Origin of the sequence: Diaminobutyricimonas sp. LJ205 (genome assembly GCF_009755725.1) — a bacterium.
Lineage (GTDB): Bacteria > Actinomycetota > Actinomycetes > Actinomycetales > Microbacteriaceae > Ruicaihuangia.
The window spans coordinates 1,600,279-1,616,945 of sequence record NZ_CP046619.1; the positions used below are offsets into that span (position 1 = coordinate 1,600,279).

17 protein-coding genes, 1 tRNA gene and 1 other RNA gene are annotated in these 16,667 nt (G+C 66.3%); 7 read left to right on the forward strand and 12 right to left on the reverse strand.

All coding sequences use genetic code 11. The annotated features are described in order from the left end of the window. Positions 1–56 precede the first annotated feature (56 nt). A complete protein-coding gene (gene panB, locus GO591_RS07635; protein ID WP_157156277.1) occupies positions 57–872 on the forward strand; it encodes a 3-methyl-2-oxobutanoate hydroxymethyltransferase in 816 nt (271 codons plus the stop codon). Between the two features lie 28 nt (positions 873–900). Next, positions 901–2,250 (forward strand): NADP-specific glutamate dehydrogenase, encoded by a 1,350-nt coding sequence (gene gdhA / locus GO591_RS07640; RefSeq protein WP_157156278.1) that lies wholly within the window; start codon positions 901–903, stop codon positions 2,248–2,250. 74 nt (positions 2,251–2,324) lie between these two features. Here gdhA and GO591_RS07645 read toward each other — a convergent pair whose 3' ends face one another. Next, positions 2,325–2,498: an SPOR domain-containing protein gene (locus GO591_RS07645; protein WP_157156279.1), complete on the reverse strand. Its 174-nt coding sequence runs from the start codon at positions 2,496–2,498 to the stop codon at positions 2,325–2,327. 32 nt (positions 2,499–2,530) lie between these two features. Between GO591_RS07645 and map the strand changes: the two genes are divergently transcribed. The 3 genes from map to rnpB all read left to right on the forward strand — a co-directional run bounded on the left by map (position 2,531) and on the right by rnpB (position 4,562). Continuing rightward, a complete protein-coding gene (map, locus tag GO591_RS07650; RefSeq protein WP_157156280.1) occupies positions 2,531–3,397 on the forward strand; it encodes a type I methionyl aminopeptidase in 867 nt (288 codons plus the stop codon). A gap of 14 nt (positions 3,398–3,411) precedes the next feature. After that, positions 3,412–4,158 (forward strand): polyphosphate--glucose phosphotransferase, encoded by a 747-nt coding sequence (ppgK, locus tag GO591_RS07655; RefSeq protein ID WP_157156281.1) that lies wholly within the window; start codon positions 3,412–3,414, stop codon positions 4,156–4,158. Positions 4,159–4,198: 40 nt separating this feature from the next. Next, positions 4,199–4,562: RNase P RNA component class A (rnpB, locus tag GO591_RS07660), an RNA gene on the forward strand. 25 nt (positions 4,563–4,587) lie between these two features. Here rnpB and GO591_RS16075 read toward each other — a convergent pair. Beyond that, complete coding sequence (locus GO591_RS16075; RefSeq protein ID WP_304506155.1) at positions 4,588–6,279, reverse strand: helix-turn-helix transcriptional regulator; 1,692 nt, start codon at positions 6,277–6,279, stop codon at positions 4,588–4,590. A 131-nt stretch (positions 6,280–6,410) separates the two neighbouring features. Here GO591_RS16075 and GO591_RS07670 point away from each other — a divergent pair, with 131 nt between their 5' ends. Beyond that, on the forward strand, positions 6,411–6,830 hold the full coding sequence (locus GO591_RS07670; protein ID WP_157156282.1) for an ester cyclase: 420 nt from the start codon (positions 6,411–6,413) through the stop codon (positions 6,828–6,830). 39 nt (positions 6,831–6,869) lie between these two features. On the opposite strand, the gene GO591_RS07675 is transcribed toward GO591_RS07670, so the two are convergent. From GO591_RS07675 to GO591_RS07720, 10 genes are all read right to left on the reverse strand, one after another. Then, entirely contained in the window at positions 6,870–7,610 is a 741-nt protein-coding gene (locus GO591_RS07675) for a zinc ribbon domain-containing protein (protein ID WP_232466325.1), read from the reverse strand. 39 nt (positions 7,611–7,649) lie between these two features. Next, the gene (locus tag GO591_RS07680; protein ID WP_157156283.1) at positions 7,650–8,468 is read right to left on the reverse strand and encodes a Nif3-like dinuclear metal center hexameric protein; all 819 of its coding nucleotides are present in this window, start codon (positions 8,466–8,468) and stop codon (positions 7,650–7,652) included. 4 nt (positions 8,469–8,472) lie between these two features. Further along, positions 8,473–10,848 carry a purine-cytosine permease family protein gene (locus GO591_RS07685; RefSeq protein ID WP_157156284.1) on the reverse strand — a complete coding sequence of 792 codons (2,376 nt, stop codon included), beginning with the start codon at positions 10,846–10,848 and terminating at the stop codon, positions 8,473–8,475. Between the two features lie 64 nt (positions 10,849–10,912). Beyond that, a complete protein-coding gene (locus tag GO591_RS07690) occupies positions 10,913–11,458 on the reverse strand; it encodes a YbhB/YbcL family Raf kinase inhibitor-like protein (RefSeq protein WP_157156285.1) in 546 nt (181 codons plus the stop codon). A gap of 77 nt (positions 11,459–11,535) precedes the next feature. Then, complete coding sequence (locus GO591_RS07695; RefSeq protein WP_198295434.1) at positions 11,536–12,501, reverse strand: magnesium transporter CorA family protein; 966 nt, start codon at positions 12,499–12,501, stop codon at positions 11,536–11,538. Positions 12,502–12,505: 4 nt separating this feature from the next. Continuing rightward, positions 12,506–13,195 carry a DUF4386 domain-containing protein gene (locus GO591_RS07700; protein ID WP_157156286.1) on the reverse strand — a complete coding sequence of 230 codons (690 nt, stop codon included), beginning with the start codon at positions 13,193–13,195 and terminating at the stop codon, positions 12,506–12,508. A gap of 24 nt (positions 13,196–13,219) precedes the next feature. Continuing rightward, positions 13,220–13,420 (reverse strand): hypothetical protein, encoded by a 201-nt coding sequence (locus tag GO591_RS07705; protein WP_157156287.1) that lies wholly within the window; start codon positions 13,418–13,420, stop codon positions 13,220–13,222. A 32-nt stretch (positions 13,421–13,452) separates the two neighbouring features. Further along, positions 13,453–13,848 carry a DUF1622 domain-containing protein gene (locus GO591_RS07710; protein WP_157156288.1) on the reverse strand — a complete coding sequence of 132 codons (396 nt, stop codon included), beginning with the start codon at positions 13,846–13,848 and terminating at the stop codon, positions 13,453–13,455. Positions 13,849–13,890: 42 nt separating this feature from the next. Then, a complete protein-coding gene (locus GO591_RS07715; RefSeq protein WP_157156289.1) occupies positions 13,891–15,651 on the reverse strand; it encodes a putative bifunctional diguanylate cyclase/phosphodiesterase in 1,761 nt (586 codons plus the stop codon). Positions 15,652–15,738: 87 nt separating this feature from the next. Further along, positions 15,739–15,846: transfer RNA gene (locus GO591_RS07720), tRNA-OTHER, on the reverse strand. Between the two features lie 232 nt (positions 15,847–16,078). On the opposite strand from GO591_RS07720, the gene GO591_RS07725 reads away from it, so the two are divergent. Then, positions 16,079–16,378, forward strand: a complete 300-nt coding sequence (locus GO591_RS07725; RefSeq protein ID WP_157156290.1) for a hypothetical protein — start codon at positions 16,079–16,081, stop codon at positions 16,376–16,378. Positions 16,379–16,667: the final 289 nt, after the last annotated feature.

Here is a 16,667-nt window from a genome sequence, read left to right on the forward strand (position 1 = left end):
AGGCTACTGGGTCGCTCAGGAATCCCCGTAGCACTGGTGACCGTTATGGTTTAGCCATGACGGACCAGCCTGTTAAGCGCGTGCGCACTCGCCACTTTCAGAACGCCAAGAACGAGGGCATCAAGATCACCGGCCTCACGAGCTACGACATGCTCACGGCACAGATCTTCGATGCCGCGGGAATCGACTTCCTGCTCGTCGGCGACTCGGCGGGCAACAACGTCCTCGGGTATGACACGACGCTCCCGGTCAGCGTCGACGACCTGATCCCGCTGACGCGTGCGGTCGCCGGCGCCACCAAGCGGGCGTTTGTGGTCGCGGACATGCCGTTCGGCAGCTACGAGACCAGCACCGACGAGGCGTTGCACACCGCGTTCCGGTTCATGAAGGAGACGCACGCGCACGCGGTGAAGCTCGAGGGCGGCGTGCGAAGCGCCGAGCAGATTCGCCGGATCGTGTCGGCTGGCATCCCGGTGATGGCCCACATCGGCTTCACCCCGCAGAGCGAACACGGCCTCGGTGGCCACCTCATTCAGGGTCGCGGGGAGCAAATCGAGCAGTTGGTTGCCGATGCACACGCCGTCGAAGACGCCGGAGCGTTCGCCGTCGTGCTGGAGATGGTGACCTCCGAAGCGGCCGAGCGTGTAACGAAAGAGCTGCGTATCCCTACAATTGGTGTTGGTGCCGGCCCGCACGTCGACGGACAATTGCTCGTCTGGACAGACTGGGCCGGGCTCACCACCGGGCGCATCCCCAAGTTTGTGAAACAGTACGCGGATCTCGCGGGTGTGCTTACCGACGCCGTGAACGCATACCGTGCCGACGTTGAATCGGGCTCCTACCCCGGCCCTGAACACAGCTACGACAGCTGACCAGCTTCCCTCCCCCTGAAAGTTCTGCATGACTTCCTTCACCAATCCAGCCCTTCATGACGTCTACGAGCGTGCGATCCTTCGCAACAGCGGTGAGCCTGAGTTCCACCAGGCGCTCCGGGAGGTGCTCGAGTCGATCGAGCCGGTGATCAACCACCACCCCGAATACATCGAAGCCGGCATTCTCGAGCGAATCGTCGAGCCGGAGCGGCAGGTCATCTTCCGGGTGCCGTGGACCGACGACGCCGGCCGCGTGCAGGTGAACCGTGGGTTCCGGGTGCAGTTCAATTCGGCGCTCGGCCCATACAAGGGCGGGCTACGGTTTCATCCCAGCGTCAACCTGAGCATCATCAAGTTCCTGGGTTTCGAGCAGATTTTCAAGAACGCGCTCACCGGTCAGGGCATCGGCGGCGGCAAGGGCGGCTCGGACTTCGACCCGCACAACCGCAGCGACGCCGAGATCATGCGGTTCTGCCAGAGCTTCATGACCGAGCTGTACCGCCACCTGGGCGAGCACACCGATGTACCAGCAGGCGACATCGGTGTCGGAGGCCGTGAGATCGGCTACATGTTCGGCCAGTACCGGCGGCTCACCAACCGGCACGAGTCCGGCATGTTCACCGGCAAGGGCATCGGATGGGGCGGCGCCCAGGTGCGCACCGAGGCGACCGGTTACGGCGCGGTGTTCTTCACCGAAGAGATGCTCGCCACCCGCGGTGACAGCATCGACGGCAAGACCGCGATCATCTCCGGTTCCGGGAACGTTGCCCTCTACGCGATCGAGAAGGTGCAGCAGCTCGGCGGCAAGGCGATCACCGCCTCAGACTCCTCCGGTTACGTTGTCGACGAGGCCGGCATCGACCTCGACCTGCTGAAGCAGCTCAAGGAGGTCGAGCGCAAGCGCATCAGCGCCTACGCCGAGGCGCGTCCGTCGGCACGTTTCATCGCCGGCGGTTCCGTCTGGGATGTGCCGGGCGAGATCGCCCTGCCGTCGGCCACCCAGAACGAACTGGACACCACGCACGCGCACTCGCTGATCAAGAACGGCGTGGTCGCAGTGGCTGAGGGTGCGAACATGCCCTCCACCCCTGGCGCCGTGCACGCGTTCCAGAAGGCAGGCGTCCTGTTTGCGCCGGGCAAGGCTGCGAACGCCGGTGGCGTCACCACCTCGGCGCTCGAGATGAGCCAGAACGCCTCCCGCCAGCGCTGGGACTTCGCCTCGAGCGAGGACAGACTGCACGCCATCATGCGCGACATCCACACCGCCACTTACTCGGCTGCCGAGAAGTACGGCCACCCGGGCGACTACGTCACCGGTGCGAACTCGGCCGCCTTCGTGCGGGTCGCCGACGCGATGCTGGCGCAGGGCCTCATCTGAGGCAGCCCTGCCTGGTGATCTCGAGACGCGTCACTCGCCCCGCTCGTGGCGCTCCTCACTCACCGGAAGCGAGTTCAGCGGTCTTCGCCGGCTTCCTCGGCCGCCCAGCGGCGTGAACGTTCGGCGATGATCTCCGGCGCCCGTGCGGCCTCTTCGCGAGTTGCGAAGGGGCCCGCGCGGTCGATCGAGTTCGAGATCTTGCCCTCTTCGACTTCCCCGGTGCGGGTGTTGTACCAGAACTCGGCCATGTCGACCTCCCAGGCTCAGTAGAGTTGATCCTATGCCCCGCGACAAGAACGGTCACCTCGTTCCCGGCCGGGTGAGTCCACTCCGTGCCGTCCCCAAGCACATCGAACGACCGGAGTACGTCGGACGTGCGGAACCCCGCGAGCACACCGACGGCGACGTGTACGACGCGGCTGGAATCGAGCGCATCCGTACCTCCGGCGGCGTCGCGGCGCGGGCAATTGCCGCGGTGGCGGCGGCCATTGCGCCGGGCGTGACCACCGACGAGTTGGATGGCATCGGCCACGACGCGCTCATCGCCGAAGACGCCTACCCGTCGACCCTCGGATATCGCGGGTTCCCGAAATCGGTGTGCACCTCCGTCAACGAGGTCATCTGCCACGGCATCCCCGACGACACCGTGCTCGAAGACGGCGACATCATCAACATCGACATCACCGCGTACAAGAACGGCGTGCACGGCGACCTCAATGCCACCTTCATCGTGGGCGAGGCCACCCCCGAGATCACCGACCTCGTCGCCCGCACCGAGGAGTCCCTCCGGCGCGGCATGAAGGCGGTCGCGCCCGGCCGGCAGATCAACGTCATCGGACGCGCAATCGAGAGCTACGCCAAGCGTTTCAACTACGGCGTCGTCCGTGACTTCACCGGCCACGGCGTCGGTGCCGCGTTCCACTCCGGCCTCGTCATCCCGCACTACGACGCCGCCCCCGGGTTCGACACCATCATGGAGCAGGGGATGGTGTTCACGATAGAACCGATGCTCACGCTCGGCACCCACGAGTGGGACATGTGGGCGGATGACTGGACCGTGACCACCCGGGACAAGAGCATCACGGCGCAGTTCGAACACACTCTTGTCGTCACCGAGCGCGGTGTCGACATCCTGACTTTGCCCTGACGAAGGAGTCCAGCATGACCCAGGCGGTAGGAATCGACATCGGCGGAACCGGGATCAAGGGTGCCGTAGTCGATCTGGAAACGGGAACCCTGCACACCGATCGGGTCAAGCGGAGCACCCCGGAAGGCGGTGAACCGGAAGCAATCCTGGACACCGTCGTCGACCTCGTGAACGAGCTCGGTGTCACCGACCACACGGTGCCGGTTGGGGTCTGTTTTCCCGCCGTCGTCGTCGACGGCCGGACCATGTCGGCCGCGAACATCAGCAAGGCGTGGATCGGGCTCGAGGCCGAACGACTGTTCGAGAAGGCCCTCGGTCGGAACATCCACTTCGTCAACGACGCGGATGCCGCGGGCGTTGCAGAAGCCCGCTTCGGCGCCGCCCGCGGCATCCGTGGTCTGGTCATCATGACAACGCTCGGAACCGGCATCGGCTCGGCCTTCGTTTACAACGGCACGCTGGTGCCGAACTCGGAGCTCGGGCACCTGGAGATCGACGGTTTCGACGCCGAGGAACGCGCCGCGAACTCCGCGCGCGAACGCGAGGACCTCAGCTGGGACGAATGGGCGAAGCGCCTGCAGCGCTACTACTCGCACGTCGAGGCCCTGTTCTCCCCCAGCCTGTTCATCGTCGGTGGCGGGGTGTCGAAGAATCAGGACCAGTTCCTGCCGTTGCTGAAACTGCGGACGCCCATCGTCGCAGCCACGCTGCGGAACAATGCCGGGATCCTGGGTGCCGCCGCGCTCGCGGTCGCTCCCTGAATCGCCGGGCCGGGTGCCGCCCGTAGACTGGTGATGCGAATGGGTCGGCAAGACGGCCGCGTCGGTTGGCAACAACCGCCGAGGAACGTCCGGGCTCCACAGAGCAGGGCGGTGGGTAACACCCACCCGGAGCAATCCGCGAGAAAGTGCAACAGAAAGCAGACCGCCTCACGCGTTTACGCGTGCGGTAAGGGTGAAACGGTGGTGTAAGAGACCACCAGAGGCCCGAGTGATCGGGCCTGCTGGGTAAACCTCGCCCGGAGCAAGGTCAGACAGGGAACGCCAAGGCTGCTCGCCGAGTTCCCGGGTAGACCGCTAGAGGGTTGCGGCAACGTAACCCCGAGATAGATGGCCGTCCAGCACTTCGGTGTGAACAGAACCCGGCGTATCAGCCGACCCATTCGTCCTGCCGGGTTCGGGCGCCCGGGTTCACCGACTCAGGTGTGCGCTCCCCGCCAGGTCGGTCCGCACCGCGTAGGCGGCAGCCTCCGCCCGGTTCCGCACCCCGAGCTTGGTGAGCGCGCTGCTGACATGGTGGGCGACGGTCTTGGGGCTGATGTACAACCGCCGCGCGATCTCATGGTTGGACAGCCCGCCGGCGAGCAGCGCCACGACCTCCTGCTCGCGGCGTGTCAGCAGGTCCGGGGTGTGCGGCACCGCCCGTCCGGGCTCACCCCACTCCCGCAGCAGTGCGGCCGCGACATCCGCGTCGGCAGAGGCCCCCAGGCGATCGAACGCGGTCAGCGCGGTGCGGGCTTCCGCGACCGCGAGTTGCCGCTGCTGGGCGAACAACACGCGAGCGAGCTCAAGATGAGCCCGGGCCGCTTCAAGCGGCAAACCGATGCCGCCGAGGGCTCCGACGGCGTTCTCAAAGCTCCGAATGGATGCCTCGGCGTCACCTCGCGCAGCCGCAACACGCCCGCGGCTGACCGTCGCCATCGCGGCGGCGAACGGGGCACTGCTGGCGCGTGCCAGCCGGTGCAGACCATCAGCGGCCTGGTCGGCGGCATCAATGTCGTCGGCCGCCAGGTGCGCCTGAACCAGCAGGGAGTGCGCGAACACGGCCGCGATCGAGATTCCGGCGTCCCCGGCGTGGAGCGGAGGAACCAACTCGCCTGACCTGGCATGGAACCACCTGTCCACCAGCGCGACAGCTGAGTGCGGTTCCCCGCGGCCCAGAGCCAGTGCCGCGGCCACGAGCGAGACTTCGATTGGCGCGTCCAGGTCGGCGATGAGCTCGCTGGCCTCGTCGAGACGACCCTGCCGCAGCCTGAGGTCGGCGAGACTTGCGATGGTGCGGTTATGCATCCCGCGGAACACCTGCGCGGTCGCGGCGACTGCCTTGGCCAACTCGTCCTCGGCCTCCTGCCAGTGCCCGGTGACCACGAGCACCCGCCCGTGCAGCAAGCGGCATTCGGCGTACAGGTAGGGACAACCGAACTGGCTGGTAAAGGCGTCGGCAGCCTGCGCCCACTGGGTAACGCGATCGAGGTCGCCGACCAGGTCACAGGCGGTGAGCATTGAGCAACTGGTGGCAACCACCGTGTAGATCGATTCGCGGTCGCCGGCCAGCGCGGCCGCCATCGCCTCGTCGAGCCGGCCGAACCCGGCCTCCACGTCTCCGATCTTGGTCAGCACAACGCCGAGCTCAGCCAGTGCGCACAGTTCCAGGTCTATGTCCCCGCTCGCCCGTGCAACCGTGAGCGCTCGTTCGATCAGCTCCTGCGCGCGAACTGAGTCGGTTGTGAAAACGGCGCGGGAATAGTCGAGCCAGGCCAGGTGGCCCTGGTCGCGTTCGGTCTCGATCAGGCTTTCGGCGCGGGCGAGCCAGCCTCCTGCAGCGGGACGATTGCCGAGCGAGGATTGAACGTGGAACAGCCACAGCGCGGAGTCAATCGCCGAACTCAGTTCGCCCGCTCGGCGGAACGCGGCGTACGCGCGTTCCTGGTAGTCAATACACGACCGAGTCTCCCCGAGGAAGAAGCAGGCATCGGCGAGCCCGGCCAGCGCATGTACCGCGCCGGTTTCACGCAACGCGGACTCGAACGCGACGCGCGCGTCCCGCCAACGTCCCTCTATCAGCGCTGAGTCACCCAGTGCCAGCGCCTGCTCCGCGGACACTGTTTCAGGGTACGCCTCGCACGGTGTAGGTCACCGAAATGGGTCATCCGGCCGATCCCCCGCTGGCCTGCCAGACCGAGACTGAGAGTGATCCTGCGGCCGACGGCTTGCAGGCAAGCACAGGAGGAATCATGAACGGCAAAGACAACTTCGCCAAGACGGCATCCGCTTTCAACGATCGCGACGTGGCTGCGTTCACCGCACTGTACGCCGCGGACGCGGTGGTCTCGGATCCGTTCTCACCCGAGCCGCTGCGCGGGCGGGACGCCATCGCTCAGGACATGGCGGACGTGCTTCGAGCCATGTCCGATGCCCGCTTCACGGTGGGGCGGATGCTGGAAGAGGGTGACCTCGTCGTCGGGGAGTTCACCGTGGCTGGAACCCACGACGGACCGTTCGCCACGGCGACGGGTGAGATCGCGCCCACCGGCAACCCGGTGCGTCTTGAAGGCGCCGTGTTCTCACGGTTGAACGCGATGGGCGAGGTCATCGAGGAGCGCCGCTACTACGACGTCGCGAGCGTGCTGCACCAGCTCGGCGCGGCGGCCTGAGCGGGCAGGATCCCCCGCCCGTGTCGCCGCGCGGGCGGGTCAGATCCCGGATTCGGCGGTGCGCACCAGGATCGCGTTCGAGTCAGGGCAGAGCACCACATCATCGGGAGCCGCCGAGCGCACGACCGCCATGTCCGACTCGTTGAGGCGCACGCCGCTGGCGCTGGACACTCCCCCGCGCAGGTGCGATGCACCCCAGCCGTAGCGCTCCTTCTGCTTCTCGTACAACGCCAGCAGGTCGGCCGGAACCTTCCCGGCCACGGTGGAGCGGTTGGCGACTGCGTGGCTGCGCTCGGAATCGATCGTGCCCAACTCTGCGTCGCGCTCCGCGGTGATCGCGGCAAGCACAGCGGCGTTCGCATCCAGCTCGGACTGCGTGCCCGCGAGGTCGGCCTGCAGACCCTCGAGCCGTTCCATCACCTGGAGTTCGATGTCCTCGAGATCGCTGCGGCGCTTGGCGAGGGCCGCGAGCTCCTGCTCCAGTGCCTGCACGTCCTTCACCGAGGCGGTGTGCTGCATGCGATCGCTGTCCCGCGCCATCCGCGCCTCGACGATGGTGACATCGGACTCAACACGCTTCAGCTCCGCCTCGGTGTCTTCCACCGTGCCGGCTTGCTCCGCGAGTCGACGACGCAGGGCGTCGCCGGCAGCAGTCAGTTCCGCGATGCGGGCCAGCTGGGGCAGCGACTTCGCCCGGTGGGCAAGCTGCTGCAGCCGGGTGTCGAACTGCTGCAGGTCAAGCAGCAGGGCCTGGTCGTCGGGGCTGGCTTTCAGCGCCATGTGGTTCTCCTCGATGGCCGGTCGGGCCGTGGTTGGTGGTTACTGCAGGACAACGAAGTCCCACGGGTCGGTTCGCAGGTCGCTCACGGTGACGGCCACCTCGGGCAGTGCGGTGCGCAACTGCTCGGCCGCGGTCGAGAGCCACAGCCATTCGCTGGCCCAGTGGGCGACATCGATCAGGGCTGGGCCGCCCGCGACCCGAGCGTTCTCGCGGGACTCGGAGGCGGGGTGGTGACGCAGGTCCGAGGTGATGTACACATCCGCCTCCAGCACGGCCGGGGAGCCGAGCAGCGAATCGCCGGCGCCGCCGCATAGGGCGATCGACCTGATCGGTGCGTCATAAACGCCGGAGACCCGAATTCCGGATGCGGTCGCGGGAAGCAGGTCGGCAAGGGTGCGGGCCAGTGTGCCGAGCGTGGTCGGCTCAGGCAGCACGCCCACGCGGCCGAGCCCGGTGGCCGGATCCGCGGACGGGACGATCGGCCGGATGTCGCGGAGCCCGAGCGCCGCGGCGAACACCGCCGAGGTGCCGTCTTCGACGACGTCGGCGTTGGTGTGGGCAGCGACCAGCGCCACTCCGGACCGGATCAGCCGAGCGATCAGGGCGCCCTTGTAGCGGTCCTCGGCCACCGAGGTGACGCCGCGCAGCAGCAACGGGTGGTGCACCAGCAGCAGGTCTGCCCCGTGGCTGATCGCCTCATCGACGGTGTCAGCCACGGCGTCGACGGCCAGATGCACCGATTCAACGGTGGCTGCGGGGTCGCCGACGATGAATCCGGGGGCGTCCCAGTTCTCGGCACCCTCGAGCGGCCAAAGCCGGTGGATAGCGGAGTTGACCTCCGCGACAGTGAACGGCACGGACTCAGTCTACGAGCCGGACGGTGTCGGCTTCCTGCCTGCGCACCGCACCGACGCCAGCCGCCAGCGGAACAGCGAGTCCGAGGACCACCGCCACCAGAACGCCCAGATCCGCCGCGGCAATGGCGCCGGCCGGGTCGACGCCGACCACCGAGAACAGGTAGCCCTGCCAGGTGAGCCAGGAGACATCCGCACTGGTCAGTCCGAAACCGATCGCACTGATGACCACCAGTGCGACCAGGTTGACCCAGCGCACGTCCGGGTAGCGGCCGCCACGGTTCAGCAGCGACCCGCTGTCGAACCGGCGGTTGCGGATCATCATCTCGGCGGCGAACACACCCACCCACGCCGCAACCGGCACCGCGACCGTGGTCGCCAGGTCACGCACGAGGGTCTCGAGATCGATCGCGGATGCCACGAACGCAGCCGCGACCGCGATGACCAGCGCTCCGCTGATGACGACCGCGGCCTGCCGGGACATCCGGACTCCGACGGCCTGCACGGCGAAGGCGCCCGAGTACAACGCGAGGATCACACCGGACAGCAGGTTCAACCCGAGCGCCACCAGCAACAGCATCGGCAGCACGCCGGGCACCACCTCACTGATCGCAGCGACCGGGTCGGCTGCGAGTGCCGCCGCGAACTCCAGGTCGGACGCGGCAAGCACCGCACCCCAGCCCATCACCACGAACGCGGGAACTGTCGCGCCGAGCGTCGAATACACCATGGTCGCGCCGCCCGAGGTACTCGGCCGCTGGTAGCGAGCCAGGTCGGAGGAACTCATCGCCCAGGCAAGACCCACGAAGCTGAACACGATCACCGCGCCGCCCACGGCCAGAAGCCAGTCGCCATCCGGGATCTCGAGCGCCGCGGGGATGTCCACCCGCGGCAGCGTGGCGACGATGAGGAACACCACCAGCAAGCCGGAAACCACGACGAGCACCGCCTGCACCACGGTGATCCAGCGGAAACCGAAGTAGGCGATCACAATCGCCGCAATGAACGCGGTGCCGAGGACGATCGGCTCGATCGTGCCGGACGCCGCGCCTTCGCCGAGGGCGGATGCCGCGGAGCGGACCAGCAACCACAGCAGCGCCGCTCCCCAGAAGACACGCGTGAGAGCCGCAATGATCGCCGGGAGGATGTTGCCGAGCACGCCGAACGTCGCGCGGGAGACCACCATCGCGGGCTGGCCGTTCCACTTGCCGGCGAGAGTGCCGAGCGCGACGGGCAGGAACGACAGCGCCACCCCGACCAGCACGGCGACGATGGCCTGGCGCAGGCTGAGCCCGAGCGAGAAGACCACCGCACCGACGCCAACGCCGATCACCTGGGCGGTAGCTCCGAACCAGAGCCAGAACATGCGGGTCGCGCGTCCGGTGCGCAGTTCGAGAGCGGTCGGTTCGGTGCCGGCGACCTCGACGCGGGCCGGGACCTGCGGCTGGGGAACGACGGCAGGCGCAGCAGTGGTCGGCGCGGATACGGGCTCGGCCGTGGGCGGCTCGGGTTGCAGCGGCTCGGGCTGGACTGGCGCGGCTTGGACGGTGTCGCCGTCGACCGCCTCAGCATCGGCGGGCTCAGCTTCGACCTTCTCAGCCTCGGCCGGGTCTGTTTCAACCTTCTCAGCATCGGCAGGCTCAGCTTCGGCCCTCTCACCCTCGTCGTGCTGCACGATCTGGTCAAGCAGCGGGGCAAGCGGGTCGCCCATCGGGGCGGAGAGTTCTGGCTCGTCGTGCGAGCTGGTCGGGGCACCGGCGAGAAGCGACTCGAAGCTGTGAACCGGGACATCCGGCTGTTTCGGGGCCTCCGCCTGCTTCGGCGCATCCGCAAAATCAGCGTCCTCATTCATTGACGCCGAATCGGCACGTCCTGCTTCAACCTCGGTGATTTCAACAACATCGGGGGCATCGCGACTCGGCGTCGGTACCTCGACCCGGTAGGCGTCTTCGGCGGTGATCACGGGGATGACTCCGGTGAATACTCCCCGCTGCTCCTCAAGGGCGGTGAGTGCCTCGGGAGTGCCGAGCTCGAGCACTGACGCTTCCCACTCGCGGTATTCAATGACCTCGCGCTCGCGCAGGTGCATCTGCTCCTGGATTTGGCTGATCAGCTCGATGGTCTCGGTGCTCGGATTCGCCGCCTCGAGGGTGCGCACGATCTCGTCGTCGTCGAGGGACCGTCGTTTTGGGGGCTGAGGCACCTCGAGCAGCTGTGAGCTCGGGCCGAGGGCTGCCGGGTCGAAGGGGGGCGACGCCGGGAGGGCGGATGGTTCGCCTGCGGTGAGCACTGATTCGTCATAGCCGCCGGGAGGCGGGGTGAATGTCGACCGGCGCGGGCCGACGACTGGCGTGTCGTCGAGCTCGGTTTCGGGGTTGGTCATGCCGGGAATTGTAGGGGCTTGCGCGCCCGAAACCCGCTCCCCCGGCGGCGTTGCGCGGAACCGCTCAGCGAACCCGTCCCGGCTCACCGTGCGTGGTGATCAGTGCTCGGGCCAGCAGGTGGAAGTGCACCTTCAGTCCGGCATCGGCCGGGGTCGCGTCGCTGTCGAGCGGCAGGGTGGGCACATCCAGTGCGTGCACGGCGAAGATGTAACGGTGCGTCCCAGTGCCGGCCGGCGGCGATGCGCCTGCGAATGCCGGCTCACCCCCATCGTTCCTCAGCGTTAGCGCGCCATCCGGGAGCCCTGATCCGCCGGGCGATCCGGCTCCGGCCGGGAGCGAGGTGACCGTGGCCGGGATGTTGCACACCACCCAGTGCCACCAGCCGGAAGCCGAGGGCGCGTCCGGGTCAAGGCAGGTGACCGCGAAGCTTTTCGTTTCCGGCGGGAACCCGCTCCAGGACAGCTGCGGGGAGCGGTTCTGTCCGCCCACCGCCGATGCGTATTGGGCAGGCGGCAGTGGGCTTCCGTCGCTCACATCAGTACTGCTGAGCTGGAACGTGGGCACCTGTTTCAGTGCCGCCAGATCGGCGTAGGGGTCGCTGTTGAGCATCGATCGTCCTCCCGTTGGTTCCTTCCGGCCACCCTACGGACGCGGCTCGGCCGCGTGAACCCTTAGTCGGACGAGGGTCAGAGCCAGTCGTTTCGCTTGAACGCGAAGTACAGGGTGAACGAGATCACGATGATCGCGCTTGTTGACACCCAGACGCCCCAGGATTCTGCGAAACCCGGGAATGGGATGTTCTGCCCATAGAACCCGGTGATCGCGGTCGGCACCGCGATGATCGCCGCCCAGCTGGTCACCTTCTTCATGATCATGTTCATGCGGTTGCCCTGCAGCCCGACGTTGGTCTCGAGGAGCGTGGCGATCAGGTCGCGCAGCGAGTCGATCCAGTCGGTGGCTCGCAGCACATGGTCATAGACATCCTGGAAATACGGCATCATCTCCCGCGCGAGCACGTCGAAGTCGCGACGCATCACGGTGTTGACGACTTCGCGCATCGGCATGACCACTCGGCGCAGTCGGACCAACGCCTTGCGCAGTTCGAATGACCGCCGCTGGATGTGCAGGTTCTTCGGGTTGTCGGCGAACAGGGCGTCCTCGAGTGCGTCGATGCGCTCGTCCAGCTGCTGGACAGCCTCGAAGTGGCCGTCCACGATTTCGTCGAGCAGTCCCCAGAGCAGGAATGAGGCACCGTTTCGCGACAGATCCACGGCGGCATCCCAGCGCCGGATCACCGGCGTCATGTCGAATTCCGGGCCGTGGATTGTGATCAGTGCGTTCGGGGTGATGAAGGCCTTCACCTCCGCGGTGGTCAGTGCCCCGGTTGTCGGATCCAGGCTCGCCGAGTACGCCGCGAGGAACAGGTGCGACTCGTACCGATCCAGCTTCGGGCGTTGGAACTCGTGCACCGCATCCTCGACCGCGAGTTCGTGCAGGCCGAGTTCCTCCTCGATCTGGGCCAGGTCGGCCACGGTGGGCGAGATGAAATCCGCCCACACCGCGCTCCCCCGCTCGGCGAGGTGGTCGGAGATCTCCGCGACCGGGAATCCGGATGCCGAAAGCACGCCGTCGCGGTACAACCGTGTATTCACGCCGTCAGCTGACCAGAACCACGATGCCGAGCGCAACCAGCCAGGCCGACCACAGGGTGTACGCGACGGGGACCAGCACCGCAGCGAGCTTCCAACCGGTGGGTTCGGCCGGGCCGACGAACTCGAGCGATCCGAGCATCAGCGCTGTCCCGATGACGATGCCGACGATCGCCAGCCAGCCGGGTAGCCCGTCCCCGCTGAGCATCGCCGCAGCGAACAGGATGGTCCACGCGCCGGTGAACGCGTAGCCCAGGTGTTCGCCGATCGCGACCCCGAGGTACCGGTTGAACGCCTGGAACACCACGGTGGCGGCATCCCGCTCCCCCTCGCTCGAGGAACGGTCACTGAGCGTGCGTGCCAGATAGGGAACGAGGAACGGCCAGCGCATCAAGCCGAGCGCCTGCACCAGGCCGGCGAGTACGCCGATTGTGAGCGTGGCCGCGACAAGCGGTGCCGGTGCGGACTCGATCAGGAACACGGTCAGGATGACGACCGGGATGAACAGCACAGCCGACACCGCAAGCCCCCACCAGAGCAGCACCAATCGGGTGCCGCCGGCCTCGAACCGCTGCAGGACCTCACGGCCGGGCTGCCGGAGGATGCCCGGGTAGTCGAAGAACCGACCGAGCAGCGCGAAGAAGAGGTTGAACAGGATCGGCACCGCGATCAGTGCGATTCCGGTCAGCGTGCCCATGGATCCGTCCGTCCCAGATTCTCGTCATCGAGCAATCAGCAGATCAGCTACCGACCATCGATGATGCGGCGATGCCAGCAGCAGCAGCGTGCTCACGCCGAGCGCCATGCCCATGGCCGGGGTTACCCAGGACCGGTCCGTATAGGAGGCGTCCGCCGATTGCGCGATTTCCGTCACAAGAAAGAGCACGCCGGCGACGATTGCGGTCGGCCTGGTTGAGTGCATGTCGCTCCCTGCTTGCTGCGCGAGTCGAGCGGCTAGTCCGTCTGCGCGGGCTTTACCGCCCTCGCGAGGACCTCTGGCCCTGTAACCAGTGCCCGCCGCCAAGGCGCCACGCCGTCAATCTCCACCTGCAGCGAGAAACTGAGCACAGTCCGGATCAGCACGATAAGGGCAAGCACCGCCGCGTCGGCAAGCGAGGGCGCCGATGTCACCGTCTTCACGAGGTCAGCGGCAACCAAGATCTCTAGGCCGAGCAGGATGACTCCGCCGAAGGTCCGTCTCAGCATCAGAAACGCCGCTGCCCCGTCGCGAGAGCGAATCCAGGCACGCAACGATATGCCGACGGCGACTATGAAACCGACCACCATGGCGCTGACGCCGACGACTTCCAAGCCGAGGGTTATCGACTCGAAAAACGATTGACTGGACATGGCCTCATGGTCGCACGACCAGCGCTTCAGCGTCCTTCGCAATCACAAATTGGACGAGAGCCTCACGGCAGCGGCAGGCACATCGGCTGGAGCGACCGGTCGGGATATGAGGTAGCCCTGAACGGTGTCGCAGGCCATGTCGCGCAGCGCTGCGAGTTGCGTACCCCGTTCGACGCCTTCGGCGGTCGTCCTGATTCCCAGAGATTGCAGCGTATTGATGAGGCCGGCGACGATCCCGGCCGACAGCGGGTCGGTATCGATTCCGTCGATGAAGGACTTGTCGATCTTCACCCTCGTCAAGGGAAGGGAGCGGAGCATCGCGAGAGAGGAGTGGGCGGTCCCGAAATCATCCATGGCGACGCTGACGCCGGCATTCACGAGCTCCTGCAGTTGTGCCGCCGCGCTGGGAACGTCCAGGATTGCTATCCCTTCCGTGACTTCGACTTCCAGCAGCGCTGGCGAGATCCTGTGGAGATCTAGTGCGCGGATGATGTCGGTGGCCAGTGTGCCATTCGCCAGTTGCACCGGTGATACGTTCACGGAAATTCTGAGCGGCGTGCCCGCGTCGGCCCACGCCCGTGCCTGCGCGCAGGCCTGGTCGATCACCCAGGCGCCGATCCTGTGCATCTCGCCGGTGTGTTCGGCCACCGGGATGAACTCTGCCGGGGAGACCTGTCCGAGCTGAGGATCGGTCCACCGCAGCAACGCCTCGACGCCGTAGTCTTCGCCCGTGGGCAGGTCACGGAGCGGCTGATAGTGCAGGGTCAGCGCCCCGTCCTCCAATGCGTGGGGGAGTTTTCGGCGGATGAGGGCATCACGTGCGAACTCGACAGGTTTGACGTCGTTCTTCACGTCGTGACCGATTCGCCCCACTCGACGTTTGCCGGCCTGTTTCGCCTGGAGCATCGCGCCGTCCGCATGCCGAAGGAGCGAGTCGAGTGCGGTCAGTGACTCGTCACCGGTCACATCATCGGCCATAGCCAGGCCGAGCGTCGCGGTGACAGCGAGGTCCTGGCCGTCCACGACGAAGCGCTCGTCCATGGACTTCAGCACCCGATCGGCGACAGCCCCAGCTTCGTCTTCATCCACACCGACCAGCAGCACTGCGAACTCGTCGCCGCCGAGACGCACAATGATGTCGCCTGGGCGCACGCATCCCGACAAACGAGCAGCGAACTCCGCGAGGACCGCATCCCCGGCGCCGTGTCCGTAAGTGTCATTGACGCCTTTGAAATCATCCAGATCGATGAAGAGGATTCCGATCCGTGAATGGTCGGCGTGCTCACTCAGGCGCGGCGCCCGCAATTCAAGCATGCGCCGGTTAGGCAGGCCCGTCAGCGGATCATGCAGGGAAGCATGCCTGAATTCAGCAGACAGGCTCGCGAAGACTTCCGAGACCTGCACGATGCGCGGTCCCTCTGCCGCGTGCACGAGGAAATCCTGATAGCGGGTCTCTTCGGGCCGCTCGAGGATAGCGGCGGAGGCTTCCTGTACGGACAGCCCAGCGGAGAGGGCGAAGCCGACCCCGGACAGCATGTCGGATGCAACCGCCCGGGCGTTCAGGGCACGGCCGTACCCGAGGCGGCCAGACATTCTGAACTCCACCTCACTCCTGGTCAACAAGCCGGAGCGCGCCGGGCCCTCGATCAGCACGCCGCGCAGAGCCCTATCGGTGCGGAAGAGTTCATCGACCTCCAGCGCCTGCGTGGAGCCGGACACGATCATCGCCGGAACCCCCAGGTCTCCGAGAGTCAACGTGTACTCCTGCCGGTACGGCACTGAAGCGCCTTCATCGTCAATCACGCACTGTTCATACCAGCCCAAAGTGGCGGGTTGAGGTTAACTCCGTATCCGGAGGGAGAACGTGGTGTCCCTGCAGCGATTATGTGTTGGTGGGCCCTACCGGGATCGAACCGATGACATCCACGGTGTAAACGTGGCGAAGGCAGAAAGCAAGCATGAGCAATCTTGCTGTTTCTCAAGCGATTCAAGGGCGCCAGCAGCCTTGCCATTCCAGTAATTTGCGGCAATTTGCGAAGGTTTGTGAACCTCTACCGGCACCACACCGGCACGCCACGTGGCAGCGGCAGCTCCGGCGGCGAACCCCACGCCGACACCGAAGCCCACCAGCAGCAGTCTTCCGCTTCAGTTCGATCAGGCGAACGAACGGTACGAGACCTGCATGCTGGAGTACGGGTGGGCCTCCTAGGAGCACGAGGATGGCGAGTTGATGTTCGGGTATCCCGTGGGGCAGGACGAAGCCTTCGCGGAATCCGACGCAGCCTGCATGAAGGGGGCCGGCATAGAAGAGGTGCTTGCCGCGGCGCCGCCCCGGGAAGAAGTGCTTCTCAAAGGCCACCAAGCCGTCATCAATATGCGAGCCTGCCTAGTGGAGAACGGTTGGGACATCCCCGCAGCACCCTCCCTGCAAACGTATGTCGAGAGCGACGGAGCGTTCACCCCGTATGAGCACGTCCCGCTGGCCGACTTTTCGGCCGCAGAGAAGGTATGCCCGCAGAACGGGTTTTAGATGATCAGGACGTCAGCGAGCGAGATGAGGAACGCCCACATGATGAAGCGATCAACTGCAATGCTGTTCGCTGCCATTAGCGTCCTCGCCGCCGTGGCCCTGCTGGTTTTGCTCCTGGTTTCGTACCCGTCACAACCTGTTGCGTGCCCGTACAACTTCCCGCCAGTCCCGCTGGAATGCGTGCGGCCCCAGATTCGCACAGAGGCCTTGGTTGTGGGGCTCGTGGCAGTGGCCGTCCATTTGGTCGCTACCGTCGTCGCGGCGCTTGCATCGCGCAGCTCGGTCTGGC

Bases quoted from the DNA above. Each gene is read 5' to 3' on its own strand.
- panB (WP_157156277.1), top strand. From the start codon at position 57: ATGACGGACCAGCCTGTTAAGCGCGTGCGCACTCGCCACTTTCAGAAC.
- gdhA (WP_157156278.1), top strand. From the start codon at position 901: ATGACTTCCTTCACCAATCCAGCCCTTCATGACGTCTACGAGCGTGCG.
- GO591_RS07645 (WP_157156279.1), bottom strand. From the start codon at position 2,498: ATGGCCGAGTTCTGGTACAACACCCGCACCGGGGAAGTCGAAGAGGGC.
- map (WP_157156280.1), top strand. From the start codon at position 2,531: ATGCCCCGCGACAAGAACGGTCACCTCGTTCCCGGCCGGGTGAGTCCA.
- ppgK (WP_157156281.1), top strand. From the start codon at position 3,412: ATGACCCAGGCGGTAGGAATCGACATCGGCGGAACCGGGATCAAGGGT.
- GO591_RS07670 (WP_157156282.1), top strand. From the start codon at position 6,411: ATGAACGGCAAAGACAACTTCGCCAAGACGGCATCCGCTTTCAACGAT.
- GO591_RS07675 (WP_232466325.1), bottom strand. From the start codon at position 7,610: ATGGCGCTGAAAGCCAGCCCCGACGACCAGGCCCTGCTGCTTGACCTG.
- GO591_RS07685 (WP_157156284.1), bottom strand. From the start codon at position 10,848: ATGACCAACCCCGAAACCGAGCTCGACGACACGCCAGTCGTCGGCCCG.
- GO591_RS07690 (WP_157156285.1), bottom strand. From the start codon at position 11,458: ATGCTCAACAGCGACCCCTACGCCGATCTGGCGGCACTGAAACAGGTG.
- GO591_RS07700 (WP_157156286.1), bottom strand. From the start codon at position 13,195: ATGGGCACGCTGACCGGAATCGCACTGATCGCGGTGCCGATCCTGTTC.
- GO591_RS07705 (WP_157156287.1), bottom strand. From the start codon at position 13,420: ATGCACTCAACCAGGCCGACCGCAATCGTCGCCGGCGTGCTCTTTCTT.
- GO591_RS07710 (WP_157156288.1), bottom strand. From the start codon at position 13,848: ATGTCCAGTCAATCGTTTTTCGAGTCGATAACCCTCGGCTTGGAAGTC.
- GO591_RS07725 (WP_157156290.1), top strand. From the start codon at position 16,079: ATGTTCGGGTATCCCGTGGGGCAGGACGAAGCCTTCGCGGAATCCGAC.